We start from the raw sequence: 25,684 nt of genomic DNA on the forward strand, positions 1-25,684 counted from the left end.
AGCTTTGATTCTCGAAGAAATCGAAACGTTATGCGGCAAGACAGGGGAGCATAAGAGAGGCCGTGGTCTTGCCCATCGAGGCGGCAGCCAGCGTGGTTCCATTGTGCTCGATGGAGAAAGGGTGGCCATCCAGAGGCCCAGAGCTCGACGTAACGGCAAGGAGGTGAAGCTGGAGCGATATGAGATCCTTCAGGATCGCTCTGATCTTCGCGAGCATGTTGAGCGCCTGATGCTGGCGGGCATGGTTTAAAAGAAACCAAGGGGGGAAGGTAAAGAAACTTTCTCTTACACTTGGGGTTTCGTCAGGGTTCTATTGGGGGTTGGGAAAGGAAGCAGCCGTGAGTCGCTCAATCATTTGAATTCACGCAGGTTTCCTGATCAGACATTCTGGTGTATTGTTCTTGATGGCATCGTATTCGGCGGCTCTGTCGTAATCGTTGCTCTCGGGGTCGATACGGCCGGAAACAAGCATTTTCTGGGCATTTCTGAGGGGTCTACAGAGAATGCTGATAGCGCACTCAGTGTCCTTCAATCAATCGAGAGCCGTGATATCCGCTTCACAGATCGTGTGCTTGTCGTCATGGATGGATCAAAGGCTCTTGAAAAAGCGGACCAGAGAGTTCTTCGGAAAGAAGGCAGAGATCCAACTCTGCTACCTTCATAAACAGAGAAATGTTCTTGCCAAGCTCCCACGGAAGTATCATGCAGAATTCTGCAAGAGATACAAGCAGGCATTAAGCGCTAACAGTTATGAAGATGTATGCAAGCGAGATGCGGTCCGTTCTATCATGGCTCGAATCCATGAGATAAAGTGTCTCTGAGAGTCTTCAGGAGGGTTTAGAGGCATTGTTAATGATGAATCGTATCAATATGCCGCATAAATTGAGAACATCCTTTTACACAACCAATCTGATTGATTGGGATATTCTCGAATCCCAGATGTCAGCTTAAACGGGTTAAAGGGTCAAGGCCTCAGACAGATCAGGTGTTGCGATGGGTTGGCAGTATCCTGCTATCACAGGAGGAACAATTCCGTAAGGTGCGGTCATACACTCATATCCATGAGTTCTTAAACAGCTTCCTGGATAAAAAGATTGACGAGCGGATCTCGGCATAGGATGCATTCAGTGGGTCCCGCCTCAAAGTCTAACTATCACTGGGACATAGTCGATTTCCTTTCTTAACAAGGTTCCTCATTTTTTCTGTTAATATTTTCTTTCGGCTTGCCGGCCTCTTTTTCCCTACCAGACAACGAGATCTTTTCAGGCGGCTCGCCGACTGTCTCCAGAACGTCGAAGACAGCGGCCTGGAGGCACTTCGCCTAAATAAAGATATGCGCAGTGGATTTGCTGAAGTCTATGGCAGACGAATAGAATATCCAAACATTCATAAACAAAAGCGGAAAACCCCTCAAAACATCAAGGCTGTTGTTGATGCCTGCATTTCGCAGTCGATGTTTTCTATTTGGAAGTCACACGAAGATTTCTTTCGGGTAATAAACTTTAACTATTTGACGAATCTTTCCCCTTTTCACCGCAAGATACTCCAATTAACTTCACTGGCAGATTTTATTGCTCTCGTATCCGAAAAAGTGAATTCGCCAACTGCATTTGAAAGTCTCACGAATGACCAACTTCATCTTGCACTTGGATTACAATGCCACATATTTGTAACAGCAGATAAGCGACTGCTACAAAAGGCAAATTTCATAAAGAATTGGCTGGAGCTACCAGTGCATGTATTCGACGTTGATGGATTTGCAAAGTTCCTTCTCAGGCAAGTCTACTTGAAAGATCACCCCGAGCAAACAACCGGGACTTTTCGCTGCACCGTAAATTCGAATGGCCGCAAAATAAAGGAATATGAAATCGATCTGGCTTGATAGCGCCCGCCTCTTTCCTCTGTTGACAGATACGGTACCTCATCGTATCCCACATCGTCTGAAGGTCATAGCAATCCTGCCAGATGATTTTATTCTGCTCAGAAACTATCGGGCGGAAAAAAAGAAACGGCTACTGTTAAGCCGAAATCGAGTATCAAAACTACCTCGCAGATCAGGCCGATCTGTGAACAAGGACGGAAACCATGAAGCCCGAGAAAAAGCCCGACTTCCTGAATCGTTTGAGTGCTTCGCTTTCAGAAAAAGGTCGTGAAAACGCCGGAAAGCAGGCAGAGGCGATGCTCTTCCAGATAAAGCTGGCGGAGCTGCGCAAGGCTATGGGTCTGCGTCAGGAAGATGTGGAGACTTTCAGCCAGTCGAGTCTTTCCAAGATCGAATCGCGTGCAGACATTAAGATATCGACGCTTCGAGAATACCTGGATTCTATCGGCATGCAGCTTGAAATTAAAGCAAGGCCGCGTAAGGCCGGTGCTGCAAAGAAGAAGGAATACGTTTTGTTGAAGACATGAAGTCGAGGGCTTGACGCAGATCCAACTTCGTTTCCATACTGTTCTGAGGCCCCAATTGATGAGCCATGGTAAACCAACCGAGAAAAAAGCATGGTGGATTCTTGCCGTACTGATTCTTGCGACGACTGCCGCCCGTTGTGGCCAGGATCGTTTTCCATCACCGACCCCGGAGTGGTTTTTTGAGGGTTGGGCGTGCGAGCCAGATACCCTGTTTAACAACCATCGGCCGAAAGATCAGAATTGTGCAGGTAAGCCGGAATATCTATATCTGCTGTACCATCGCGATACGTCAAATCCATCCGTTGTCAGTGCAGGCTGTACGGAGAACTCAGTGGCGGCATCTGACTTTCCGAGGGCGGTGTTGCAGGTGCTTTACGAAATGCCCTGTAGCTCGGGCGGTGTCTGCCCTTCTGAGATTGGATTGCACGGAGCGGAGTTAATCGTTACCGCGTCCTCCCGGTTCGATGTCCATAGATGCACAGTGGACTTCGATTCTGATGGTCGTAAGAAATGCGTCTGCCTGCTCTACTTGCACTTTCCCGGTGGAAGAGAGGCTGCGAAAGCGGCAATTTCAGGCTTTACTGAGCATTGACAGACTGGATCAAGTATTCGATGATATGAAAGTGGCCTCGCAAAAAAATCATACTCCTGATAGTCATGGTTTGCGCTTGTGTTGATCCAGCAGCATCACGTCGTCCGTCAGCACGCACACGGCCCGAAGACCGGTGTCCGGAGCGAATCGCGGGAGTTAAGGAAGCGCCGCCGGAAGTATTGCAGGCAATCTGCGCCCATGAAAGCGAGCCTGGCGTGCCCAGATGCGGACAATACCAAGCGTTCGCCGTTCACGACGGTATGATGCGCTTCGAATGCGGATATGCGGGCCCCTGGTGGATCAATGGATACTTCAACGTCTCCGATCGAACCGTGATCCTGAAACCGATTTCGCCCCCTCGGCCTTCACGAAGATTCTGGTATGCCCGTGATTTTTCAGAGGGTATGGCGCCGGTTTCTCCTGACTTCGGCGACAACTGGGGCGACCAATGGGGATTCATCGATAGATCGGGCAGCTTCGTTATTCCTCCTTCGTTCGATCAAGCCCTTCCTTTCTCTGAAGGACTGGCCCCCGTTGCCGCCGGGAAAAGACCGATTGCTAAACCATGCTACCATCCTGTGGGGACGACTAACCCACAGTATATCGGGTCCAAATGGGGATTCATTATGCACAACGGCCAATGGGCCATTCGTCCATCGTTCGATCAGGCGGAGAGTTTTTCAGAAGGCCTCGCTGCCGTTCGCGTAGGTGCCACCTGGCGGCCCCATCCGGAGTCGGGGTGCTTTTTTCTGTTTGGCGGCAAATGGGGCTTTATCAATAAAGCAGGCGCATTGGTCATCCGGCCAGGCTTTGACGTAGTTCTCCCTTTCTCTGAAGGAGTTGCAGCGGTAAGAATTGGCGTTAAATGGACTCCTGACAGAGTCGGCAATAATGTCGACGGCCTGCCCGGGGGAAAGTGGGGCTTTATTGACAGGAAAGGCACCTTTCTTATTCAGCCTCAGTTCAGTTATGCAAAGTCATTCAAATCAGGCAAGGCATACGTCGAAATTCGGGAAAAAGCATTTCTACTGTTGCAAGACGGATCGCTTGAGGAGACTGAAAAACAGTTGCCGATTCAATAATGGGGAAAGATCGTTTCAAAGCCAATGAAACCTCATTCTATCTTCGCCATTCTGCTGCTCTATTCACTCTGTGCCTGCGTGCCTCGACTATCCATCATCATCTGTCAGGGCTATGAATTGACAGACAGTCAGTGCGGTCAATCCATCCCGCTGACAGTGAAACCGGCAGCCAGCGATTACTGCCAGTCAATCAAGGCAGAAATTCCATCGCAAGAGACGCTACGTCAATACCATGAGCATAGAGAAAGTTACCCCGGTCTGGATGCAGCATTACAGGGGAAAATAGTCTGGGCAGACAACGCTACATCGGTTACTCAAGAAGAGGTCGAGGCTGCCGGCGGTGTCTGGGAAGAAACAGGCGGTGATCCGAACGCTCAATGGCATAAACATCCGACAGTTGGCAGCTTCTCAGCCTTTGATTGGAGTACCGGCCAGGCTGTCCTCGTAAAGAAGACAGAAGCTGCCTATGCGATTTGCAGCCCATCCACGCCATGAACAATCTCACAAGCGAAAGCCGAACTCTTAACATCCGATATGCTTTGCCCACAGAAATCCTCGATAGACTCAGCGCTGTGTATGAATGCATGGACGGATGGCTCGGTTACGGCAATGGTGAAAACGGCGAAGAAGGTATTCCTTACTGGTTCAGTTTCAAAGAAAGCGGGCCATCCATTTCGGCTTCGATGGAACCCAGCGGGCTTCAGTTCGATGTTTCTCATATGAATAAGGAAGAATGGAACTCCTGGCTCAGCCGCTTTAAGGCTGAAGCGACGAAGACACTGGGGTTCAAGGTGGGTGAGCTTGAGATTGGCGAAGTTGACGAAGAAATTGAGTGGATAGATGAGGCATAACGACCCTGTTCCGGATTTCACGAAACATTGCATTACCATTCACAATGTTTGATTCATCTAAAAAAAAGGCCATCACTGATCTGACGACACGACTGAAACAGTCCGATGATCGTGTAAAAGAAGCGATACGAGCCCTCGCACCCAAACACACTGGCAATGAGAGAGCAGAATATGAAGCAGCGAACGAGGAGAATCTCAGGCTGCAACGCGAATTAGCTCAACTGAAAGAGATGCCTGTTGCTTATCCGCTCGAAGGAGTTCCACAATGGGATGTTGGTGCTCCGATGCCGCATGTGCTTTCTTCTGGATACCGAACAATCCTGCTCTATTACGTGCAGGACATTGAATCTGATCTTCCCCCCTTTTCCTGGACAGGAGACAGTAAAATGAAAAGGGGTAATTTATGGGCAAAAGAGGCCAGCATTACGATGATAGCTTTCGCAGAATGGCGGTGGATCGGTGGATTCGCGGCGGCAAAACCAGCAAGGAAGTAGCCGACGATCTTGGAATCTCTGTCAATTCCTTGAGAGCATGGAAAGCGCTGTATCTATCAGAACCGGGTGGACCCCAGCAGCAAAACCTGCAAGAGGAAGTTAATCGTTTAAAAAAGGAAGTCATGGAGCTACAGGAGGAGCGCGATATTCTAAAAAAGTCCGTTGCCATCTTCTTGAAACCCCGAAAATGAAATTCGCCTGGATACAGGAGAATCGCTCCGAGTTTTCGGTAAGGAAGATGTGCCGTGTGCTTGATGTATCGGAGAGCGGCTTTTATGAATCACAGATTCGACCTCCTTCACAGCGCTCAACAGAAGATGCTCGAATTGTGGAAGCAATCAGAGTGATCGCTGATGAAACGTTTGGTACCTATGGCAGTCCTCGCGTGACTCCGGAGCTCCATAATACAGGCATGAAAGTTAACCGAAAGCGGGTGGAAAGGCTGATGAGGGAAAACGACATTTCTGCAAGAAATCCGAGGGTTTTTCGTGTAAAGACGACGGATTCCAATCATGAATTGCCGGTTTCGCCCGATCTTGTTCAGCGAAACTTTGAGCCAGGTGCACTTGATCGAATCTGGGTAACTGATATCACCTATATCGAAACAACCGGAGGATTCGCTTACCTGACGACCTTCATGGACCTTGGAAATCGTGAAATCGTCGGCTGGAAACTTTCTGACAATATGCGATCGGAGTCGATCGTTGCCGCTTTGAGGCAGGCCTTGAATCGAAGGGGGCAGAATACCAAAGGCCTGATTATACATTCAGATCGTGGGGTACAATATGCATCGAAAGAGTATCGTGATGTATTGAAAGGTAAGAAGATAAGCCAGAGCATGAGTCGCAAAGGGAACTGCTGGGACAATGCTGTTCAGGAATCGTTCTTCCATACCTTGAAAACTGAATGTTTATACAGAATCGGGTTTTTTCCGAATTTTGAAGACCTACGAAGAATTCTGTTTGACTATATCGAAGTGTTCTACAACCGTAGAAGGAGGCATTCTGCTCTCGGGTACTTAAGCCCGGTAGCTTATGCACAGCAAATTGCATGATTCCCTCCGGAATATTGGGGGAAGATCAATCCGAATTGGGATGGCAGCTATGTGAAGATTCGGTCTACGAGCTCCGAAGAGGTTTCCAGAATTGCCGTTGTCGAATTTGATCATTGCTATGCTTATAAGTTCGGCGGACCGAACGATGAAGCACTGGATGGGCATCCGCTCTGGAATAGCGGACTTGAGCCCTATTCTGCTCACCGAATCGAAAACTCACTCTGGACAAAAGAGGAGATGCAGATCAATAGCGTTCACAGCCAGTTTAATCTGGATTACTGGAAAGACCGAAAGCATTTTCTGTTTCTTTTTCATGATGAGCTGTTTGAGTGCATTGCCGACGGTTTTAATATAACCGTTCAAAGCGGGTCCTTTCGCGATGTTGCACAGGCTGCCTTGACTACCGTTTTCAGTGATTAATCCCCCCATATTCCACTTGCCTCTCTCGCCCTACCGACGCACCCTACTCTCCGGTGGCTCATAAGACATTCGAAATCGAGAAAAAGGTGCGCATGCAACACTGCGACCCTGGCGGCGTTGTGTTTACTCCGCAGTATTTCAATCTCTTTGTGGAGGTTCTGGAGGACTGGTTCGCCGATGCACTCAGGCATCCGTTCTCTCAACTGATATCACAGGATTCTTCGGGAACGCCGGCGATGCATATCGAAGCGAGGTTTCACGCCCCATCAAAACTCGGCGATACGCTTGCGTTCCGGCTTCATCTGGAGAGGCTGCGTAGCAGCACGGCCCTGATTCATATCTCTGCTCGCTGTGCGAGTGAAAGACGCTGCTCGATGAAATTCCTGTACGGCTTTTCGAGGCTGGGGTCGTTTGGATTAACACCCTGGCCTGATGAGCTGCGCGAGCGGATGGCGGAGTTTCTTAAAGAATGAACGCGAGCCGCAGCGGTCACCACCTACCCCTCCCGCGCCTCACCGTTCCGGATGCATCGTATGCCAGCGGGTAACGCTCTGGTAGGCCTGCGCTACCTGTAGAACGACGTCATCTTGGTTCTGCCTTCCAACGATCTGCAAGCCGACGGGTAAGCCGTTCGCATCGAATTCGCATGGTACGGAGATAGCGGGCAGGCCGTAATAGTTCACAAAGAACGTATTCTGCGCCGATAAGGCCTGAGGATTTTTGCCCGCTGCCTTTGCTGTAAGAACCTCCCCGGCCGTCGTGGGAAGGATCAGCACATCAACATTCCCGAAAAGATCATCGTTCGCAGATTGACGGTATCTCTCCATATTCTTCATGTCAGGATTTTCGGTGAATGGCACAGTCGTCTCTTGAGTCACATGCCCGGCCTCTTTAAAGGCCGCTGCGGCTGCTTCAAAGTGGGCGCGAATATCGGGGCTTGCAGCATAGTTCATTACTATTCCGATAGACGGTTTTGCCGCTTCGTTATTAGGATAACCGGCAGACGATGATCCGGTTAAACATTCGACGACAGCGACAATATCGGCGACCTCGCGTGCCATAATGCCGACGGTTGCCAGTTTGAGAATGACGTCATCGGCCTTTTCGCCGGCAAGGATTCCACTGTTGTCGATCCTGCCCCAGGTGCATTTGTAGCCGGCGACTCCGCAACAGGATGCGGGCAGACGGCAGGAGCCGATGGCATCGGTGTCGATGGTGGCAAAACACATGCCGGCAGCTACAGCGGCGGCGGAGCCTCCGGATGATCCTCCGGCGATATACTCAGGATTCCATGGGTTACGAACCGGCCCGAAATAGCTTGCGTTGGATGTTGTGCCCATTGCCAGTTCATGCATGTTCATCTTTCCGATAATGATGGCGCCGGCCTGCTTCAGGCTTCGGACGACGGCGGCATCGGCTTTCGGTATACGGTCTTTGAAGTGCTTGAATGCGGCCGTAGTTCTGATGCCTTCCGTATCATACATGTCTTTCAGGCCGACCGGTATGCCATGTAAAGGCCCGCGCCAGTGACCGGCTCTGATTTCGCTTTCGGCCTGCGCCGCTTCTTTCAGAGCGCTGTCGCCGAGCACCGTAATAAAGGCGTTTGTATCAATGTTCAGAGATTCGATTCTCTTCAAGCAGGCCTCGACGACGGCGACGGGTGAGATCTTCAGATCGCGCATCCCGATGCTCGCTTCTTTCAGACTTAAATAGTGCAGGTCTTCCATGATATCTCCTCGCTGAGATCTCTTTACATACCATCTGGTATGTACGCAAGCGTTTTTTCTCGTTCTTCTCTCTATAGGGCCGCCTCTCCCATTGCACCACCAATATTCCTTTCACCCCAATTCCAGCCCGGCCGCTCCCCCTGTGTAGCGGAGCAGGAGTGCGGAGCGGCGACGATTGACGCAGGACGCGTCACTTCGGCGCACACAGGGGGTGCGGCCGGGCATCAGGGGTTCACCGAGAGATCGCCGTTCAGACGCGCTGGATACTGGTAGGGCTTCTTGCAGCGACCACCCTCTATCCGATTATGGCACGTCTTGTTGCGCGGTTTTTGTGAACTCTTCCCCCTTCGACACGACTGCGATCAATCTGCTCGAACAATGCCCGAGTAGTTTTTGCGGTTCACGAAGCCCATGAAGCGTGAATCGCGTGCGTCATCTCTATTGTCGCCCAAAACAAAGTATTGATCGGGAGGAATGGTACATCCTGTCGTTTCGATTGTGTTGCAGAGGCCTGGAACAATGGTTTTTTCCTGCATCTCCACGATATAGTACTGTCGCTGACCTATTTTCTCAGAGAGAATGATCGGTTGCCCATCGAATTCTGCTCTTTTTTGTAGAGTTTCGGATTCTTGAACATTTCGTGCTATAGCAGCCGGCAGAGAATCTGTGACCGTTTGTTCTGCCCGTTGCCACTCTGTACCGCCATTTATACGATACTCAAAAAGAGTTCCGATCACTCCGGCGCGACCGGAACATGATGACGCACCTTTGCATATATCATCGCTTATGAGCCGGATTGTGTCTCCGGGCATTCCCATTAACCGGTACACAAAGACCTTTCCTGGATCCCGGTCCCATCCAACGGCGACAAGCATCCCTCTTTCTGGCTCGCCGCTGACAATGCGAATCTCCTGATTCAGGTGCAGTGTTGGTAGATTCGCTTCTGAGCCAACAGCCGAACGGTTTACGCATCCGCAGAGAATCGCCAACGCTACGGTCACAGTTACAGCTTTCATAGTATTGCATCCGATGCAGACAGGAATCTAAGTCAATACTGAAACGTTACCTCCCTCCCGCCCCCTGAGAGCCTCTTTCTCGCCTGCACCCAACTCCCGTCGCACCTCCAGAACTCCCCTTCCTCAACTTCCAGCCCGTCCGCTCCCACTGGCCCAAATTCCAGCCCACCGGCTCACCCCTGGCCCAAATTCCAGCCCGTTTGATCTCTGCTCGTAGCGAACCATGGATGGGAGAGCGACGGCGCCTGGCGCAGGATCGCGCCACGCGCCGGACGAGCAGAGATCAAACGGGCCCTCTCACATATTATGCACGCTTTTTGCCCGAAAAAAGGGTCGGACCGGTGTAAAATTCGGCCTTAAACCATTTGACATGTTGCTGAACAGAAAATTAGTACTTTATTTACCCCAGACGAGTCAGGCGACATAATCAGACGTTCTGATTGGGGCCGATTTGTCTGGATTAGCAGTAAAGAGCCAAATTTTTTAACGAAAGAGCGACTTTTTCGACGTCCGGGCTGTCTCTATTTTTGTATAGTAGAATGCCGTTTAGTAGAAAAGCCGCCGGAGCCAGAGCCATGAGAATCAGCCGTTTCTATACAAAGACAGCACACGACCAACCCTTTAGTAATGAAGAAGAGCATCCTGCCAGGAAAAGCCGGGTATGGAATGCCTTTTCCTGGGATCGACGCACATCCCGTATCCAGAACCCCGATGGCCGGGTGATCTTCGAGGCCCGTGACATCGAGGTGCCCGAGGCATGGTCTCAGGTCGCCGTCGACATCATTGCACAGAAATACTTCCGTAAAGCGGGCGTTCCTCGCTTTACCCGCCCCGTTCATGAAGAGGGAATCCCGCTGTGGCTGCAGCGTCGCGTTCCCGACGAAGAGCGTCTGGCCGAGCTGCCTGCCGACGATCGCTACGGCTCAGAGACGTCGGGCAAAGAGGTCTTCCATCGCCTTTCGGGCTGCTGGACCTACTGGGGCTACAAAAACGGCTACTTCTCTTCTGAAGACGATGCTCTGGCCTTCTACGAAGAGATGATTTTCATGCTGGCCGACCAGATTGCCGCTCCGAACTCTCCGCAGTGGTTCAATACGGGTCTGCACTGGGCCTATGGCATCGACGGCAAAAGCCAGGGCCACTACTATGTCGATCCGCATACAAAAGAACTCATCGCTTCTCGCAGCTCCTACGAGCGTCCGCAGCCGCATGCCTGCTTCATTCAGTCTGTCGGCGACGACCTGGTGAACGAAGGCGGCATCATGGATCTGTGGGTCCGTGAGGCTCGTCTTTTCAAATACGGCTCGGGCACAGGCACGAACTTCTCTTCTCTTAGAGGAGAAGGCGAACCTCTGTCCGGCGGCGGCAAGTCCTCGGGACTGATGAGCTTCCTCAAGATCGGCGACCGTGCGGCCGGTGCGATCAAGTCGGGCGGCACGACGAGACGCGCTGCGAAGATGGTCTGCCTTGATATGGACCATCCCGATATCGAAGAGTTCGTAAACTGGAAGGTGCATGAAGAGCAGAAGGTCGTCGAGCTTGTGATGGGCTCGAAGCTGGCCAACCAGCATCTGAACCGCATCATGAAGGCCGTGCAGGGCTCTACGGCATCCGACGATTCGAAATACGACATGCACAAGAACGCCGAGCTGAAAAAGGCGGTGCTTGAGGCGAAGCGTTCGATGATTCCCGACAGCTACATCCTGCGTGTCATCGACCTTGTGAAGCAGGGCTTTACGTCCATCCTCTTCGAAGAGATGACGACGGACTGGCAGTCCAAGGCCTATCAGACGGTTTCGGGTCAGAACTCCAATAACTCCGTACGCATCACCAACGACTTCATGAACGCCGTCGAGCGTGATCTCGACTGGAATCTCTACTGGCGCACCGAGATTGAGAAGGCGAACGAAGAGAACCGTCCGGCAAAAGCAGTGCGCAGCGTGAAGGCACGCAAGCTGTGGGATGATATCGCCTACGCTGCATGGGCCTGCGCCGATCCGGGGCTGCAATTCGATACGACGATTAACGAATGGCATACCTGCCCGACTGACGGTCCGATCCGCGCATCGAATCCCTGCTCGGAATACATGTTCCTCGACGATACGGCCTGTAACCTGGCGTCGCTGAACCTGGTGAAATTCCTGAACCAGAAGTCGTCGGAGTTCGACGATCTGGCCTTCCGTCATTCGACACGCCTGTGGACGATCGTGCTTGAGATCTCGGTGACGATGGCCCAGTTCCCGTCCCGTGAGATCGCCCTGCTCTCCTATGAGTTCCGCACGCTCGGCCTGGGTTATGCGAACCTCGGCTCGATGCTCATGCGTATGGGCATCAGCTATGATAGCGATAAAGGCCGCAACATCGCCGGCGCCATCACCGCCATCATGCACATGAACTCGGCGGCGACGTCGGCTGAGATGGCGCAGGAGCTCGGAGCCTTCGCCGGTTACCAGAAGAACCGCGAGCACATGCTGCGCGTCTTCCGCAACCACCGTCGTGCGGCGTATAACGCTCCCGATAGCGAATATGAAGGCCTGACGGTGAAGCCGGTCGGTATCGACGAGGCGCATTGCCCGTCCTATCTGCTTGAGGCTGCCCGCGCCGAAGCCGATCGCGCCCTCGAACTGGGCGAGCAATTCGGATTCCGCAACGCTCAGATGACGGTGATCGCTCCGACGGGAACGATCGGCCTGGTGATGGACTGCGATACGACCGGTATCGAGCCCGACTTCGCCCTTGTGAAATACAAGAAGCTGGCCGGCGGCGGTTACTTCAAGATCATCAACCAGTCCGTTCCGCCCGCTCTCGATCACCTCGGTTATACGGCCGAGCAGATCGACGATATCATCAAGTATGCGACGGGACGCGGCACGTTGAAGGACGCTCCGCATATCAACCATGTCTCTCTGAAGCAGAAGGGATTCGACGACGCCGCTCTGGAAAAGGTCGAAGCGCAGCTGGCCTCAGCCTTCGATATCAGCTTCGTCTTCAACGCCTTCACGCTCGGCGAAGAATTGATGAAGAAGCTTTCCGGACAGGATCCGGCGACGCTGCCCGTAACCTTCAACCTGCTGGAATCTCTCGGTTTCACAAAAGAACAGATCCGTGCAGCGAACGACTACGTAACGGGCACGCTGACGGTAGAAGGCGCTCCTCACCTGAAAGAAGAGCATCTGCCGATCTTCGACTGTGCGAACAAATGCGGTCGTTACGGCCAGCGTTATCTTTCCTGGAAGAGCCACATCCTCATGATGGCGGCGGCACAGCCGTTCATCTCGGGCGCCATCTCGAAGACGATCAACCTGCCCGCCCACGCCACTCTCGACGAGGTAAAGCAGGCCTACGATCTTTCGTTCCGTGTGATGAACAAGGCCATCGCTCTCTATCGCGACGGATCAAAGCTATCGCAGCCGCTGAATATTCAGGTCGAAGACGAAGAAGAGCTGCAGCTTGAAGAAGAGCCTGCGACCGTCGCCGCGGCGGCTCCGCGAGTCGAGAAGGTGGTCGAGCAGATCGAAAAGATCGTGCGTCGTCAGCGACTTCCGCTGCGTCGTGCCGGCTATACCCAGAAGGCAACCGTCGGCGGCCATAAGATCTATCTGCGCACCGGCGAATATGAAGACGGTCGTCTTGGCGAGATCTTCCTTGATATGCATAAAGAAGGGGCGGCCTTCCGTTCTCTGATGAACTGCTTTGCCATTTCCGTTTCTCTTGGCCTGCAATACGGCGTTCCTCTTGAGGAGTTTGTCGATGCCTTCGTTTATACGAAGTTCGAGCCGAACGGCATGGTGCAGGGCAATCCGCATATCAAGATGTCGACGTCGATCATCGACTACATCTTCCGTGAGCTGGCCGTCACCTATCTCAGCCGCTATGAGCTGGCCCATGTCGACATCGAAGACACACGGCCCGACTCCGTGCAGTCGTCACACGTCAGCTCGCCGATCGCTCCGCAGAATGAGCCCCAGGCTCAGCCGTCCGGCGATCTGGCAGTAGCCGAGCGCCCCGCTGCTCCGTCCTGGGTTGTCGTCAAATCCGATGACGGTGCGGCAGCTCAGCAAAAAGAAAGTAAGGCCAGCCTGAGCACACTGGCCCGCATGAAAGGCTACGAAGGCGATGCCTGCCCTGAATGCGGTCAGTTCACGATGGTGCGCAACGGCACCTGTCTCAAATGCATGAGCTGCGGCTCGACGACCGGCTGTTCCTGAGATTTCTGAATAGCGACCGAATTTCTGACCCGGACCCTTGTGGTCCGGGTTTTTGTTTTGACGCCCGTACGACCGATCGCCGTATCGAATGCGCAACCTGTCGCTGGCAAAAGCGATCCGAAAAGCATCCGACAAACATATGGAAAAAGAAAGTGGAGAAATTCTAAAGAACATCACGGCCCGGCTTTACAGGCGTGGCGAGATCGTTTTTAAAGAGGACGACGCCTCAGATGGCCTTGTCTATTTCATCCTGGCCGGAAGGGCGGCCGTGCTCAAGCGCATCGGCGGTAAAGAAAAGGTCATCCATACGCTGCAACCGAACGACATCTTCGGCGAGGTGGCCCTTCTTACCAGCGGAGCCCGCATCGCCACCATCATGGCCGAATCCGAAGAACTGAAGGTTGCCTGCTTCGACGGCACCTCCTTCCTGCGTGAGGCCCGATCAAACCCGAAGTTCGCCCGTAAGCTGACCGTCGCCGCCCTGACCGTGATGGAACGCATTGAGGAGCGCGCCTTTCAGGACGACGGGCATCCGACGGTGGCCGGCGATCTGCTGCGCGAATACGAGCAGCTCATGTCTCCGCTGCGAGCCGGCAACCTGCGCATCCAGGACCTGCTGTACCGTTCCACGATCAAGACGTTGCAGAAGGATTCGACGATTTTCAGAGAAGGACAGGAAAACGACAGCTTCACCTATCTCTTGCTTATGGGCGAGGTCGTCGCCGAAACGAAGCGAAACGGACAGAACGTCGAATGCATGAAGTTCCGCGAAGGCGAATGGCTGGGTGAAACGGCGCTGCTTCATAAGATGACGCGGCGTTATACGCTTCGCGTGACGTCACAGCAGGCGAAGATTCTCTTTCTTGATCGCGACATCTTTTTCAAGATGATGGAGCTCGATCCCGAGCTTCTTTTCAACGTCTTCAAGACGTTCATCCTGCATCTGCGTTACATCGAGAAGGGAGCGCACATTCCGTCTGATGGTTAACCAGACAGATCTTTTTTTCGGGTGAAGTGTCCTTGCTCAAAACAAAAGGAAAGAGAAGAGTCGCTGCCACTGATTCTCTGACATGCGAAAGAAGACGTCGTTGTGGTCGGATTCTACGGCAAGAAAGACGCTCTCTGGAAAGGCGGCGTGCAATTCCTCACCCATATAAAAAGGCACAACCGTATCATTACGTCCATGAACGATTAAGACCGGGCTTTCGATCGATTTCGCCTTACTCAGATTATTAAAGCGATCGCAGGTAATGAGGTAAGGCAGCCATTTCAATCCGGGCGGCATGAAGTGAAAGGCTCCGACGGCGGGCGCCGATGTGAACGGCGATACAAGGGCAATGCGTTGAACATGACCTCTTGCAGCCATCTCGACGGCAACGGCTGAACCGAGCGAATGGCCGAGCGCCGCCGTTCTGCCGGCATCAATGCCCAACTGTCGCTGCACATGAAGCAGTAGCGCCTCGGCATCGGCATAGATCTTCGATTCAGAGGGTGAGCTGTCAGACGAAAGGCCGTAACCGGGATACTCGACAAGAAGCACGTTCCATGCACGGCCGGCGAAGGCCATGCCGAGATCGACATCGCCGTCCATCGTCGCGCCGTTGCCATGAAAGATCAGCAGCAGACGATCGCTCGGTCCCCGCGGACGCATGAGATAGCCGCGCACAGTACGGCCGGCGCTTCCACCACTATTTTCGCTTTTGATTTCGATGAGCGAGCCGTCAGGCGCCTCGGGTACAGGCGCCGTCGCAGGCGCAGGAAATAAGATCGGACGGACGACCACACATCCGAAAAAGAAGGCGAAAAGAGCAAAGACGACGACCGCTGTGAGTAAGCTTGAGATCAGCATAGAAAATCGCCCGCTCCAGAATCTGCGCATGCCCTGCTCCAGAAACGCCCTTCTCTTTCAAAGCTCAGTCGTCGGCTTCGCCCTCTTCCGGTCGCATGAGTGGAAAGAGGATCGTATCGCGGATCGAATGACTGTTCGTGAGAAGCATAACCAGACGGTCGATGCCGATGCCCATACCGCCGGCCGGAGGCATGCCATATTCAAGCGCACGCACATAGTCGAGGTCCATATAGCCGCCCTCTTCATCGCCGGCCTCGCGCAGGGCGACCTGCTCCTGAAAGCGTGCCTTCTGATCAAAGGGATCGTTCAGCTCAGAGAAGGCGTTACCGATCTCGCGTCCGGCGACGTAGGGCTCGAAACGATCGACAAAGCGCGGATCTTCGGGATTGGAACGGGCAAGCGGCGAGATCTCTTTCGGATACTTCGTGATCATCACGGGCTGGATCAGATTGGGCTCCACCGTTTCGTCAAAGAGCACGTCGGCGACATCCCACACGGAGCGGCACTCTTTAAAAAGATGCGCCGCATGGCCGGCGGCGACGGCGGCATCGATGGCCATCTTGCGATCCATGCCTGCATCAAGGGTAACCTTGCCGAATTTCTCGATCGACTCAAAATAACCGAGGCGCTCCCACGGCGCCGTCAGATCAATCGTCTCATCGCCGTACGGGATCTTAAGAGTTCCGTGCACCTCCATACAGGCGCCCGTAACCAACCTCTCGCAAAGTTCCATCATACTGTTCATCGACCCGTAGGCCTGATAGACCTCGAGCATCGTGAACTCGGGGTTATGCTTGTAGCTGATGCCTTCGTTGCGGAAGTTGCGGTTTACCTCGAACACCTTCGGGAATCCGCCGACAAGCAATCGCTTTAAATAGAGCTCGGGGGCGATACGAAGAAAGAGCTGCATATCGAGCGCATTGTGATGCGTGACAAACGGACGGGCTGTCGCACCGCCGGGAATCGTCTGCATCATCGGCGTCTCGACTTCGAGATACCCTTCGTTCTGTAAGAAGCTACGTACGTAGGCGATGATACGAGATCGCAGAATAAACGTCTGCCTGACTTCGGGGTTTACGATGAGGTCAACATAGCGCATGCGGTAGCGTTGCTCTTTGTTGGTGAAGGCATCAAAGACCTTGCCGTCGGCCTCTTTGACGACGGGCAGCGGACGCAGACACTTCGCAAGCAGAACGACCGAAGTGGCGTGAATCGTCTTTTCACCTGTCTGTGTGAGAAAGGGAAAGCCCGTTAATCCGACGATGTCGCCGAGATCCAGGGCTTTGACGATGTCAAAATCGATGCCTTCGTCGTCCCGACGCACATAGAACTGCATACGGCCCGTATCATCCTCGATCTGGAGGAATCCGGCCTTGCCCATCATGCGCTTCGCGCGGATGCGCCCCGCAACGGCCAGCTTCATCGTATCGGAGTACGTGCCCGGATCGAGCGTCAGGATGGCCTGCACCTCGTCCTTTCGATCGAAGGAGGTCAGATAGGGCTGATATCCCTTTTCCTGTACCTTCTGCAACTTCTCGAGGCGGGTTTCAAATTGATCGTTATGCTGTTCAGACACGAAAAAACTCCAGGATCGGCGACGGGCCGGCAAGGGTCTTTTTTTCGCCTGATAAGCCTGAGTAAAGAAAATATTGACCGTATGCGCCAGGCAGAGAAGCTGAAACCGCTTTGAAGGAGATGGGAAAACGCATCGGCCGTCAGGTCCGTGACGGCATCGGGTCCATTCCGAATCGTCTCGATCGTAAGGGTCGGGAGCGGTTGACCATCATGTTTATTCCGCACGGGAACGATCGCGTCTTCACCGTGCATATGAACTGGCATATGATCGGCTTCATTGCCGGCAGTATCGTGCTTTCCATCTTTCTCAGTTTTTACGGATACTACGTTCACCGCGAGAAGGCCATCGAAATCGAGAAGCAGCAGGAGCTGTACGGTATTAACTATACGGCTGCCTACAATATCGATAAACAGGCCTCTCTGCTTGTGAAAAAGCAGCGTCAGCTCAGAGAGAATCTCGAAGAGATCGCCCGCCTGACGAATTTCTCGTCGGCCTCTCTGGACCTGTTGCCCACCAGCGTCAGCTCGCGGGAGTTCGGCGAACAGTCGCTCAAGAAAGAGGTGATCAGCCGGCTTGCGGCAAACACCGATTATCTGCACTCCACCTATGTCGTTGCCGGCCTGAATTCGGCCACAAACGAAGATCTCTTTCTTCTCGAATCGCTGCGCTTCACCGTTGAAAAAGGCTACAGCGTCTATAACCGCATGCCGCTCGGCCGACCGATCCGCGCCGGCTATCGAGATACGTCCGATTACGGCATACGCGTCGATCCTGTAAGCGGGGCTCAGATGGAATTCCATTCCGGTCTTGATATGGCCGGTGCCCGCGGCACTCCCGTCGAGGCGACCGCCGAGGGCGAGGTCGTCACCGTCATGAACTGGGATGCAGGCTACGGCAATGCCGTCGTCATCAAGCACGGCTTCGGCTTCCAGACCCTCTACGGGCATATGGAACGTATCGCCGTGCGTTCCGGCCAGCGCGTCGTGCCTGGAACCATCGTCGGTTTTATGGGCAGCACGGGTCGCGTAACCGGAGTCCACCTGCACTATGAGGTATGGAACGGCCCCAGCGCGCGCACCGATCCGAAGCCCTTCGTCTGTGCGAAGGATCTCAGCACGGCTCGCTGCCGCGCCTTTCATGCGAACTGATCGCTGCCCGCCTGTTCTGTCGGCTCGACCGAGCTTTTAGAGGCATCCCATGGATTATTATTCTTCAGAGGATCGAGCCGCGGACGCTCACCGTATCAATCGCAGCGAGCTTCCGTCGGCGAAAAAAGCCGCTTATCTGAACGAAAGGGTTATACGCGCGCAGATGCGCCGTGGACGAAATGCCGTCGACCTCAGCCTTATTAAGTGGCGCATCATCCGACGTGCTTATCGTTATATATCAGAGCGGCCAGTTCCGGCCAAATACTACGCCGACCTGTATCCGCTGCTCGGTTACAGGAGCTGTGCACTCTGCTTACAGGGCTTTGATCGGTATAGCGAAGCTTATGGCTCAATAGACGATGGAAGCACCCGCTGCCAGTTTTGCAGTCTCGCGGCAATCGATCGCTGTACACGACCCGGATCGACCTTCGTCCAGATTGAGGGCCTGTTGCATTCTCCTGCGTATGTCTACACCGTGCCTGAATCGAAGCTCAAAGATGCGAATGAAAGACTCGGCGGCCTTATCGATACGATGATCAAAAACCTGATGAGTCTTCGCAGTTAATGCCTAAGAGGCTATTTCATTCGCCCGTCTTTGTTTCTGCATCGCTGTGAAACGTCGTTTCACGTGCAACCGATTATGTCACGCAGGCCTTACGAGAAAATGGCATTCAGATTATGTCATATTGACTTTCATCACTTCCGTCGCTTTATCGGTGGGCGCATACGAGAATATCCATTACATATGCATAACAGGAGAACCCGATATGTCTGAGAATAAGCTTCTGCGCATGGATAACGTTGGCATCATGGTCGATGATCTCAAGGCAATGATCGCTTTCTTTCTTGAGCTGGGCCTCGAGCTCGAAGGGGAGACAACGGTCGAAGGGGCCTGGGTGGATCGCATCATCGGTCTCACCGACGCTAAGTGCGACATCGCCATGCTACGTACGCCCGACGGGCACAGTCGCATCGAACTGAGTCGCTTTCACAGGCCGAAGGCGATCAGGTCAGATGAAAAAGCTCCCGTAAATACGCTCGGCCTGCGTCGCCTTATGTTCGCCGTCACCGACATCGACGACGTCATCGTTCGCCTTAAAAGGCACGGAGCCGAGCTGATCGGCGAAGTCGTAAATTACGAAGACATCTACAGGCTCTGCTATCTGCGCGGACCTGAGGGCATCATGATAGCCCTCGCCGAGCAGCTCGGCCAGAAAACCGTAGCCGATATCTTAGAGAACGCGAGATAAGAACCCGTTCCCAGGAGGGTTCTGGCAACAGAGTATGCGTCGAAGCTGTCCTGAAACTCATGGCTGGTTTCAGGACAGCCTCGGATTAGCATCATTTCGCCTCTGCGCCTAACCTCTCCAGCGAAAACGCCGGATTCGCAAGCGGACGTACGGCGAGCGAAAGCAACATCGTCTCGTTGTCGTCGGCGGCGATGCGATTCGAGTGAATCGTTCCGCAAGATTTGCATCGATGCAGAAGAGCCCATTCTCCGTCCCTGCGCACCCAGACGGAGATCGGCTCCATGACCGAACGACAGAGCGAGGCGCGATCGCCGGGATCGTTATCCACATGCAGGCTATGAAGGCAATGCGGACAGTGATTCCGGTTCTTTGTGCCGGCGCCGGCCGTGCCGATCAGCTGACCACAATGGCGGCAGCGGAACGTATAATCGGACTCATCGGCCACATACTTTGTTTGCGCCGCTTTTGCTCGCGCTTCTGAAGATTGCTCTTCAAGCAGCAATGGCGGACGATCGGAGCCAGGCATATCGATGATCTGCAATCCCTGAAACAAAAAGAGCTCGATGACCGAGGTGCGTTGAATAGCAGGCTTCGCATGCGCCCTCTCTGGACCCCCGACAGGATTTTCGTGAGGATTCCTGTCATGGGTTGCCAGAGAGGGCCGTGAGTCATTCTGCCGCGATTCGTCTTCGGCCTGTAGCCACCTGAGAAAGGTCGTCTTGCCGCTGCCAGACGGGCCGATCAGGGCGGTGCGTCGTCCGCGAAGACGATCGAGAATCCGGTCCCTTTGCTCGTAGGAACGAACAATAGAAGAACGAACGATTGCGGGAATGGATGGGTCGATCTCATGCGCCTCTGAATCCACGACAAGCGTGAGATCCATCTGCATCCCCTGCTCCCGAAGCTGCTGCACCTGTCTCTGCATCGCTTCAATGAAGACTGGCGTTGACCTGCGCTCCTCCAGAGGCAGGAACAACAGCAGATGCTGCACACCGGCGGCGATTCTTCTGCTGCCGGTCGTAGATTCGCGGTATAGATTCCCTTCAGATTCAAGGATGCGGACAATCCGACCCTGCGGCGAGACAAGAACGCGATCGCCGGCGACGGGTCGTTCGTCCGTTAGCGTACACGAGGTGATTGATCCATCGGGCAGAGATACGCGTGCACTGCGCCCGTCACAGCGAAGAACAATGCCGTCGACGGCCTGCACGGCCGTGACCGACTGCTCCAGACCGCTACGGCTGGATTCGCTGTGTTTCTTTTTTTTCGAATGCTTTCTCGAAAGAAAGCCATCGGATTCGTAATTCATGTATGAGACGGCCAGCTGGATGGCTGCTCGATGAATCCGATCAGAAGATGGGGTTTGGCCGATTACCCGAAGATTATCTTCGATCCCGATTCATTCGAGTAATCCGTGACAATGGCCTTATGTTTCATAATACGAATTCCGTTTGTTCTCTCTAATTAATAGCTCGGGGCGGTTCTTTATGATAGTGAAGCGAACTTAGAATGTCAATAACAGGTTTTCTGTACGCAGGAAAAGACGGAGGTGAGAGGGGGCCTTGCAGCCCCCTGCTCCATTACTTCAGCTTCTTTTTCAGAAGGAAATAGGCGTACACGCCCATACCGGCTGTGAATGCAAGGCTGAAGGCGACCAGAATAATCACCAGATCAATAGATTGTCCCATCGTAAATCCTCCTGTCAGACGGAGAGAGGTTACCCTCGCCCACCGTGCAGGCAAGCGAAAAACAAAATGGCCGGAAAGATCCGGCCATTTACGAAATTACGAATCAGTATCAGAATTCAGATTATCGTTTCAATCCGAGAACTTCCTGAATCATCTGATCGGTAGTGGTAATCGTCCGCGAGTTCGCCTGAAAGCCGCGCTGCGTGACGATCATGTCGGTGAACTGATCCGAAAGATCAACGTTCGACATTTCAAGCAATCCGGCGTTGATCTTGCCTCTTCCTGCGATGCCTGCCTCGCCGATGTTCGGATCGCCCGAGTTCATCGAATAGGCGAACTTCGTCTCGCCTTCTTTCGTCAATCCGGCCGGGTTTGTAAACGTGGCAAGGGCGATGCGAGCGAGCGGCTCTTTGACGCCGTTCGAATAGGTGCCGACGATCGTTCCGGTGTTATCAATGCTGAAGGCTTCGAGGTATCCCATCGGAAAGCCGTCCTGCTCTTTTGCCCGTGTCGTGAACGACGAGGCATACTGCGTAATGCCCTTTACCTCGCCCGATTCGCCCATATTCAGGTTGATCGTCTGCGGCTCAGGGTTACCGGGAATGCGATACGAAAGCTGGAGCTGGAGCTTGCCGTCGTTCAGGGTATCTGATCCGTCGCTTACCGAAACAAGACGTCCGTCGCTTGAGAAGCCCAGTTCAAAGCGATCGTTTCCCGGAACGGCCGTATCGACATTGCCTGGACCCGTTACGTTCACGCTCACCTGCGTGGCGTTCTCCATATTCACGCGGCCCGTCCAGCGGTTCTCGCCCGTCTTCCAGAATTCCAGGCGCAGCTCTCGCTTGTTGCCTTCAGGATCATAGACGTTAATCGTCGTCGCATGTCCTCGGCGCTTATCGGCCGGTCCTTCGATGAAATCGCGGATCTGCTCGGCTGTGGCATCGGCGGGCACGATCTCGACGGCCTGATTCAGGTTCGATTCGTAGACGACCTCGGTCGTGGCCTTTGCCGGCTTCTTCTGATACAGAGGAATGCGAATGTCTTCTACTGTGGCCGATGAGTTGATGTAGGAATTGCCTTTATCGTCGGTGCGCGAATTCCAGCCCTGCACGCGAAGGCCCGTGCCCGGATGCACGTAGTAGCCGTCACGGTCGATGTTGAAGAATCCGGCACGTGTATAAAACTGCTTGTTCCCGTCACGGATAACGAAAAAGCCTTCGCCCGAGACGGCGACGTCAGTGTTCTTGCCGGTCGTCTGCAGCGAGCCCTGCGTCATGATTTTATCAATCGAAGCGATCAGAGCCCCGAGGCCGACCTGCTGCGAGTTGATTCCCCCGATATTCTCTTTCGGTTCGGATGCACCGGCGATTTCCTGACTGATCAGGTCCATGAAGTTCACGCGCTCGGCCTTGTAGCCGTGCGTGTTTACGTTCGAGACGTTATGCCCGATGACATCCATCCGGACCTGGTGATTCTTCAATCCGGAAACACCGGAGTAAAGCGAGCGCATCATATATCTGTTTCTCCTTCAAATGCCTCGAAGCCGTGGCGGCTTCCTGTTAACCATTCATCCAGCCGGATCATCCGGCGAAGCTTCGACTGGAAATCGAAGCCGTATAACCATAACTGCGTTCGAGCTCCGATCGCATGCGGGAATTGATCCGCTCGATCTTCGGCTCTTTCGTACTGTCGGTCTTTTCAGCGGGAACTTGATGATTCTCCGGTTGCTGAGTCGCTTTTTCGATCAGGGCTTTTTCGCTCGACGCCTCTTTCACCAGAGGGGCATCAGTCTGTGACGGAGAGGCTTGCGTTTGCGGCGAAGCAGTATCGTTGCCGACATCGGGCTGAGCTGAAGCTTCAGTTTTCGAAGTGGCCGGATCCGCTGTTTCGGGAGTCGACGGATCGCTACCGGGAACAACGCCAGGTGTGCTGCTCTGACTTTCCGTGCCGGGTCGATTCGCATTCGGCGCTACACCGGGCTGCGCGGTTTGCGCAGGTCCCTGTTCGGCTTCACCGAGCCCGCCCACATCACGGCGAAAGTCTGAGGCGTCGCCCACAAGCGTCACATCATTCAGATGGACGGCGCGGCCTCCGACCTTTAAAAAGGCCTGACCGGCGTTATCATAGAAAAGAGCCTTTGCAATGCCGCTCACCATCTCGCCCGTGGCAAAATCCTTACCGACCACGAACTTGCCGACCATGCCATAGGCCTGACGTTCGCCCATCTTCGAGATGCCCGTTGCTATATTCTGCATCTGTTCAAGCGACGAGAACTGTGCCATCTGAGCGATGAACTGCTGGTCTGACACCGGCTGCGTCGGATCCTGATGCGAAAGCTGCGTTATCAGCAGCTTGAGAAAATCGTCCTTTCCGAGATTCTTCGCTCCCTGACGGATCTCAATGCCGTCGAGTCCGCCTTCCTGAAGCTGCTGTTGCTGCTTCAGTGTATCCTGAATATTCACGGAGCGATCCGTGTTCAGATACTGACTGCGAAGTTGTTCTGATGATACTGGTTCCATAAATTCCTCTTACCGCTTTTTAACAGACCTAAGCCCGAAAGGACCGGTGATCGGTCGATTGATGAAAGTTCATGACTAACTGGCTTTCATAGCCCGCCTGTCCGCGCTCCCTGTGTGTCGGTCTGATGGCTTCGTTTCGCGACGGCTCGATCGCTTCGATCTCAGACGTCGTAAAGGCGGATTCAAAGTATCCGCTTGCGCTGTCTTGCCTGTCCTGAGCCCTCTCGTCGCGCCGCTGATCGTCAGAGCCCTGGAAGCTGAAATCCTTGCCGTCCTGTGTATCGCTCTGGAATGCCGTATTGAAGCTCTCGCGCAGTTTCAGAGACAGCGAGTCGATCTGCAGTCCGCTTTTGCCGAATTCGGCGCGAAGCACATCAAGATCTTTTTTGAGCTGTTCGAGTACGTCTTCACGATCAACGAGGATTTTCAGAACGACGCGATTCTGTTCGACCTTCATCTCGACGCTCATGAATCCGAGATGATCGGGGTTCATGCGGATCTGCGCCGAGGCGTTACCCTGCTGCCCGATCTGCACGTTAGCCTTTTTGACAAGCTCGTTCAGGCCGCTACGCACGCCCTTCTCAAGTTCCTGTGCGGTTGCAGGACGCTCCAGCGCCTTCAGAGCGTCGAAGCGAAGTCCGGGTTCTTTGAAGTCGCGCTGGCTCTCGCCTTTTCCCGAGTCCTGATTCTCGGACTTCGGCATCTCTCGGCGTGAGGGTTTCGTCGAAACGACGTTCCATTTATCGGAATCAAGTATAACTCGGTCTTTCAGATCGGCCTTTGCATCTACCGATGCCGTTACGATATGGCCGAGTTGAATCTCGCTATCAATCTTCGTTCGGCCGGCGACTCCGGTTGCCAGTGAGGCATCTGCGGAATCCGTGCTCTTATCGGCCTTTCGATCTCGCATACCCGACTGCAAAGAGGCAGCATCAGGTGCCGCTCCCTGTTTGCGCGCTTGCTGCGATCTACCGCTTACTTCAGAGATGGACTCTCTCGCCTCGGCGTCGATCACCTGAAAATTGCTGCCCTTTCCAGTCGAGGCCTTCGCAACGGCTTCTTTTGTTGTTTCGCCGCGCAGCGTTCCGGAAAGCGATCCGACTAACGCCTCGATCGTGCGAGCGGCTTTCTCTGCCTGTGCGGATGCAGGCCCGCCGGCTACGCTCTGTGCTGCGGGTTTTACATGAGTCTCACCGGTCTCAGTGTTCGCGGCCTTCTTCTGGATCGCTTCCTCTGCTGCTTCGGTGTTAGCTTCGGTGTTCGCTTCGGTGTTCGCTTCCTCGGCGGCCGATTCCCCGGCGGTTTTTTTCGTGCGTCCGGCTACGGAGTTTGAATCCGCCGCCTGATTCGACTCTTCGTTTGTAGTATGGCTTCTGCTTGCATCTTCGCTCGCTTTTCTGTGTTTCTCTTCTGTAGCTCTCTCTTCTTCGGCTCGCTCTTCGCGTCGGGCCGTCGCTACTCTGTCGGCCTCTTCGCGAGCAGCCTGAGCATCGCTATCTTGCGACGATGCATCGTTTCTATCATTAAAGGTGGGATGGTCGTCGAACGGCATGCGAGCGGGCGAAAGCTCTTCATGCAGACGATCCGAACCGGTCGGAATTGAAGGCTCGACGCTTTCGAACGGCAGGGCAGCCGTGACCATGCTCTGCATCGGTTCGCCTGCGTTTCGCGCAGAAAGCATTTCGAAAAAGGCCGACGGCGACTCTGTCCGCACCTTTGCGGGGCGCAGGTTCGGCAGTTCCGTTCGTTCAGCTAAGGCAACGCTCTGAAGTTCCATGTCTGATTCCAGTTTCGAGGAAAA

At 53.8% G+C, this 25,684-nt stretch carries 24 protein-coding genes and 2 pseudogenes; 18 read left to right on the forward strand and 8 right to left on the reverse strand.

Features of this window, described 5'->3' with window-relative positions; translation table 11 throughout:
• From LEPIL_RS24175 to LEPIL_RS07650, 13 genes and pseudogenes are all read left to right on the forward strand, one after another.
• Positions 1–251, forward strand: a pseudogene (locus LEPIL_RS24175) (IS256-like element ISLil1 family transposase); the annotation flags it as partial.
• An 80-nt stretch (positions 252–331) separates the two neighbouring features.
• A pseudogene (locus LEPIL_RS22895) lies at positions 332–1,117 on the forward strand (IS256 family transposase); the annotation flags it as partial.
• 216 nt (positions 1,118–1,333) lie between these two features.
• Positions 1,334–1,882, forward strand: coding sequence for a hypothetical protein (locus LEPIL_RS07610; RefSeq protein ID WP_002771510.1), 549 nt, complete (start codon positions 1,334–1,336; stop codon positions 1,880–1,882).
• Positions 1,883–2,085: 203 nt separating this feature from the next.
• Entirely contained in the window at positions 2,086–2,409 is a 324-nt protein-coding gene (locus LEPIL_RS07615; RefSeq protein WP_002771512.1) for a helix-turn-helix domain-containing protein, read from the forward strand.
• Positions 2,410–2,467: 58 nt separating this feature from the next.
• Complete coding sequence (locus LEPIL_RS23380; RefSeq protein WP_002771514.1) at positions 2,468–3,001, forward strand: hypothetical protein; 534 nt, start codon at positions 2,468–2,470, stop codon at positions 2,999–3,001.
• Between the two features lie 260 nt (positions 3,002–3,261).
• Entirely contained in the window at positions 3,262–4,083 is an 822-nt protein-coding gene (locus LEPIL_RS07620; RefSeq protein ID WP_002771516.1) for a WG repeat-containing protein, read from the forward strand.
• Positions 4,084–4,107: 24 nt separating this feature from the next.
• The gene (locus tag LEPIL_RS07625; protein ID WP_002771518.1) at positions 4,108–4,578 is read left to right on the forward strand and encodes a hypothetical protein; all 471 of its coding nucleotides are present in this window, start codon (positions 4,108–4,110) and stop codon (positions 4,576–4,578) included.
• 89 nt (positions 4,579–4,667) lie between these two features.
• Positions 4,668–4,934: a hypothetical protein gene (locus LEPIL_RS07630; protein ID WP_211208629.1), complete on the forward strand. Its 267-nt coding sequence runs from the start codon at positions 4,668–4,670 to the stop codon at positions 4,932–4,934.
• Positions 4,935–4,978: 44 nt separating this feature from the next.
• A complete protein-coding gene (locus LEPIL_RS23670) occupies positions 4,979–5,428 on the forward strand; it encodes a hypothetical protein (RefSeq protein WP_169314800.1) in 450 nt (149 codons plus the stop codon).
• Positions 5,380–5,619 (forward strand): transposase, encoded by a 240-nt coding sequence (locus LEPIL_RS24180; RefSeq protein ID WP_052608383.1) that lies wholly within the window; start codon positions 5,380–5,382, stop codon positions 5,617–5,619. Before LEPIL_RS23670 ends, LEPIL_RS24180 begins: the two co-directional genes overlap by 49 nt.
• Entirely contained in the window at positions 5,616–6,482 is an 867-nt protein-coding gene (locus LEPIL_RS07640) for an IS3 family transposase (protein WP_002771521.1), read from the forward strand. Before LEPIL_RS24180 ends, LEPIL_RS07640 begins: the two co-directional genes overlap by 4 nt.
• A gap of 51 nt (positions 6,483–6,533) precedes the next feature.
• Entirely contained in the window at positions 6,534–6,902 is a 369-nt protein-coding gene (locus tag LEPIL_RS07645; RefSeq protein WP_052608238.1) for a hypothetical protein, read from the forward strand.
• Between the two features lie 53 nt (positions 6,903–6,955).
• The gene (locus tag LEPIL_RS07650; RefSeq protein WP_002771523.1) at positions 6,956–7,375 is read left to right on the forward strand and encodes an acyl-CoA thioesterase; all 420 of its coding nucleotides are present in this window, start codon (positions 6,956–6,958) and stop codon (positions 7,373–7,375) included.
• A 39-nt stretch (positions 7,376–7,414) separates the two neighbouring features.
• On the opposite strand, the gene LEPIL_RS07655 is transcribed toward LEPIL_RS07650, so the two are convergent.
• Positions 7,415–8,629 carry an amidase gene (locus LEPIL_RS07655; RefSeq protein ID WP_002771524.1) on the reverse strand — a complete coding sequence of 405 codons (1,215 nt, stop codon included), beginning with the start codon at positions 8,627–8,629 and terminating at the stop codon, positions 7,415–7,417.
• A gap of 362 nt (positions 8,630–8,991) precedes the next feature.
• Positions 8,992–9,645 (reverse strand): S26 family signal peptidase, encoded by a 654-nt coding sequence (locus LEPIL_RS07660; RefSeq protein WP_002771525.1) that lies wholly within the window; start codon positions 9,643–9,645, stop codon positions 8,992–8,994.
• Between the two features lie 575 nt (positions 9,646–10,220).
• Between LEPIL_RS07660 and LEPIL_RS07665 the strand changes: the two genes are divergently transcribed.
• Positions 10,221–13,853, forward strand: coding sequence for a vitamin B12-dependent ribonucleotide reductase (locus LEPIL_RS07665; RefSeq protein WP_002771527.1), 3,633 nt, complete (start codon positions 10,221–10,223; stop codon positions 13,851–13,853).
• Positions 13,854–13,992: 139 nt separating this feature from the next.
• On the forward strand, positions 13,993–14,841 hold the full coding sequence (locus LEPIL_RS07670; protein WP_169314802.1) for a cyclic nucleotide-binding domain-containing protein: 849 nt from the start codon (positions 13,993–13,995) through the stop codon (positions 14,839–14,841).
• Between the two features lie 36 nt (positions 14,842–14,877).
• Here LEPIL_RS07670 and LEPIL_RS21810 read toward each other — a convergent pair whose 3' ends face one another.
• Positions 14,878–15,732 (reverse strand): alpha/beta hydrolase, encoded by an 855-nt coding sequence (locus tag LEPIL_RS21810; RefSeq protein ID WP_002771530.1) that lies wholly within the window; start codon positions 15,730–15,732, stop codon positions 14,878–14,880.
• A 34-nt stretch (positions 15,733–15,766) separates the two neighbouring features.
• On the reverse strand, positions 15,767–17,278 hold the full coding sequence (gene lysS, locus LEPIL_RS07680; protein WP_002771532.1) for a lysine--tRNA ligase: 1,512 nt from the start codon (positions 17,276–17,278) through the stop codon (positions 15,767–15,769).
• 119 nt (positions 17,279–17,397) lie between these two features.
• Between lysS and LEPIL_RS21815 the strand changes: the two genes are divergently transcribed.
• The 3 genes from LEPIL_RS21815 (at position 17,398) to LEPIL_RS07695 (ending at position 19,676) form a co-directional block, all read left to right on the forward strand.
• On the forward strand, positions 17,398–18,426 hold the full coding sequence (locus tag LEPIL_RS21815; RefSeq protein ID WP_002771544.1) for a M23 family metallopeptidase: 1,029 nt from the start codon (positions 17,398–17,400) through the stop codon (positions 18,424–18,426).
• Positions 18,427–18,475: 49 nt separating this feature from the next.
• A complete protein-coding gene (locus LEPIL_RS07690; RefSeq protein ID WP_002771546.1) occupies positions 18,476–18,991 on the forward strand; it encodes a hypothetical protein in 516 nt (171 codons plus the stop codon).
• Positions 18,992–19,193: 202 nt separating this feature from the next.
• Positions 19,194–19,676, forward strand: a complete 483-nt coding sequence (locus tag LEPIL_RS07695) for a VOC family protein (RefSeq protein ID WP_002771548.1) — start codon at positions 19,194–19,196, stop codon at positions 19,674–19,676.
• 91 nt (positions 19,677–19,767) lie between these two features.
• Here LEPIL_RS07695 and LEPIL_RS23910 read toward each other — a convergent pair whose 3' ends face one another.
• From LEPIL_RS23910 to LEPIL_RS07715, 4 genes are all read right to left on the reverse strand, one after another.
• Positions 19,768–20,985: an RNHCP domain-containing protein gene (locus LEPIL_RS23910; RefSeq protein WP_002771555.1), complete on the reverse strand. Its 1,218-nt coding sequence runs from the start codon at positions 20,983–20,985 to the stop codon at positions 19,768–19,770.
• 500 nt (positions 20,986–21,485) lie between these two features.
• Entirely contained in the window at positions 21,486–22,877 is a 1,392-nt protein-coding gene (gene flgE / locus LEPIL_RS07705) for a flagellar hook protein FlgE (RefSeq protein ID WP_002771559.1), read from the reverse strand.
• Between the two features lie 67 nt (positions 22,878–22,944).
• Positions 22,945–23,883 (reverse strand): flagellar hook capping FlgD N-terminal domain-containing protein, encoded by a 939-nt coding sequence (locus LEPIL_RS21820; protein ID WP_002771565.1) that lies wholly within the window; start codon positions 23,881–23,883, stop codon positions 22,945–22,947.
• Between the two features lie 28 nt (positions 23,884–23,911).
• Complete coding sequence (locus LEPIL_RS07715) at positions 23,912–25,660, reverse strand: flagellar hook-length control protein FliK (RefSeq protein ID WP_002771568.1); 1,749 nt, start codon at positions 25,658–25,660, stop codon at positions 23,912–23,914.
• Positions 25,661–25,684 lie beyond the last annotated feature (24 nt).

Source organism: Leptonema illini DSM 21528, assembly GCF_000243335.1.
GTDB classification, from domain to species: domain Bacteria; phylum Spirochaetota; class Leptospiria; order Leptospirales; family Leptonemataceae; genus Leptonema; species Leptonema illini.

Coding starts and splice junctions, on each gene's coding strand:
- LEPIL_RS07610 (WP_002771510.1), top strand. CDS start 1,334: ATGCGCAGTGGATTTGCTGAAGTCTATGGCAGACGAATAGAATATCCA.
- LEPIL_RS07615 (WP_002771512.1), top strand. CDS start 2,086: ATGAAGCCCGAGAAAAAGCCCGACTTCCTGAATCGTTTGAGTGCTTCG.
- LEPIL_RS23380 (WP_002771514.1), top strand. CDS start 2,468: ATGAGCCATGGTAAACCAACCGAGAAAAAAGCATGGTGGATTCTTGCC.
- LEPIL_RS07620 (WP_002771516.1), top strand. CDS start 3,262: ATGATGCGCTTCGAATGCGGATATGCGGGCCCCTGGTGGATCAATGGA.
- LEPIL_RS07625 (WP_002771518.1), top strand. CDS start 4,108: ATGAAACCTCATTCTATCTTCGCCATTCTGCTGCTCTATTCACTCTGT.
- LEPIL_RS07630 (WP_211208629.1), top strand. CDS start 4,668: ATGGACGGATGGCTCGGTTACGGCAATGGTGAAAACGGCGAAGAAGGT.
- LEPIL_RS23670 (WP_169314800.1), top strand. CDS start 4,979: ATGTTTGATTCATCTAAAAAAAAGGCCATCACTGATCTGACGACACGA.
- LEPIL_RS24180 (WP_052608383.1), top strand. CDS start 5,380: ATGGCGGTGGATCGGTGGATTCGCGGCGGCAAAACCAGCAAGGAAGTA.
- LEPIL_RS07640 (WP_002771521.1), top strand. CDS start 5,616: ATGAAATTCGCCTGGATACAGGAGAATCGCTCCGAGTTTTCGGTAAGG.
- LEPIL_RS07655 (WP_002771524.1), bottom strand. CDS start 8,629: ATGGAAGACCTGCACTATTTAAGTCTGAAAGAAGCGAGCATCGGGATG.
- LEPIL_RS07660 (WP_002771525.1), bottom strand. CDS start 9,645: ATGAAAGCTGTAACTGTGACCGTAGCGTTGGCGATTCTCTGCGGATGC.
- LEPIL_RS07665 (WP_002771527.1), top strand. CDS start 10,221: ATGAGAATCAGCCGTTTCTATACAAAGACAGCACACGACCAACCCTTT.
- LEPIL_RS07670 (WP_169314802.1), top strand. CDS start 13,993: ATGGAAAAAGAAAGTGGAGAAATTCTAAAGAACATCACGGCCCGGCTT.
- LEPIL_RS21810 (WP_002771530.1), bottom strand. CDS start 15,732: ATGCGCAGATTCTGGAGCGGGCGATTTTCTATGCTGATCTCAAGCTTA.
- LEPIL_RS21815 (WP_002771544.1), top strand. CDS start 17,398: ATGGGAAAACGCATCGGCCGTCAGGTCCGTGACGGCATCGGGTCCATT.
- LEPIL_RS07690 (WP_002771546.1), top strand. CDS start 18,476: ATGGATTATTATTCTTCAGAGGATCGAGCCGCGGACGCTCACCGTATC.
- LEPIL_RS07695 (WP_002771548.1), top strand. CDS start 19,194: ATGTCTGAGAATAAGCTTCTGCGCATGGATAACGTTGGCATCATGGTC.
- LEPIL_RS23910 (WP_002771555.1), bottom strand. CDS start 20,985: ATGAATTACGAATCCGATGGCTTTCTTTCGAGAAAGCATTCGAAAAAA.
- flgE (WP_002771559.1), bottom strand. CDS start 22,877: ATGATGCGCTCGCTTTACTCCGGTGTTTCCGGATTGAAGAATCACCAG.
- LEPIL_RS21820 (WP_002771565.1), bottom strand. CDS start 23,883: ATGGAACCAGTATCATCAGAACAACTTCGCAGTCAGTATCTGAACACG.
- LEPIL_RS07715 (WP_002771568.1), bottom strand. CDS start 25,660: ATGGAACTTCAGAGCGTTGCCTTAGCTGAACGAACGGAACTGCCGAAC.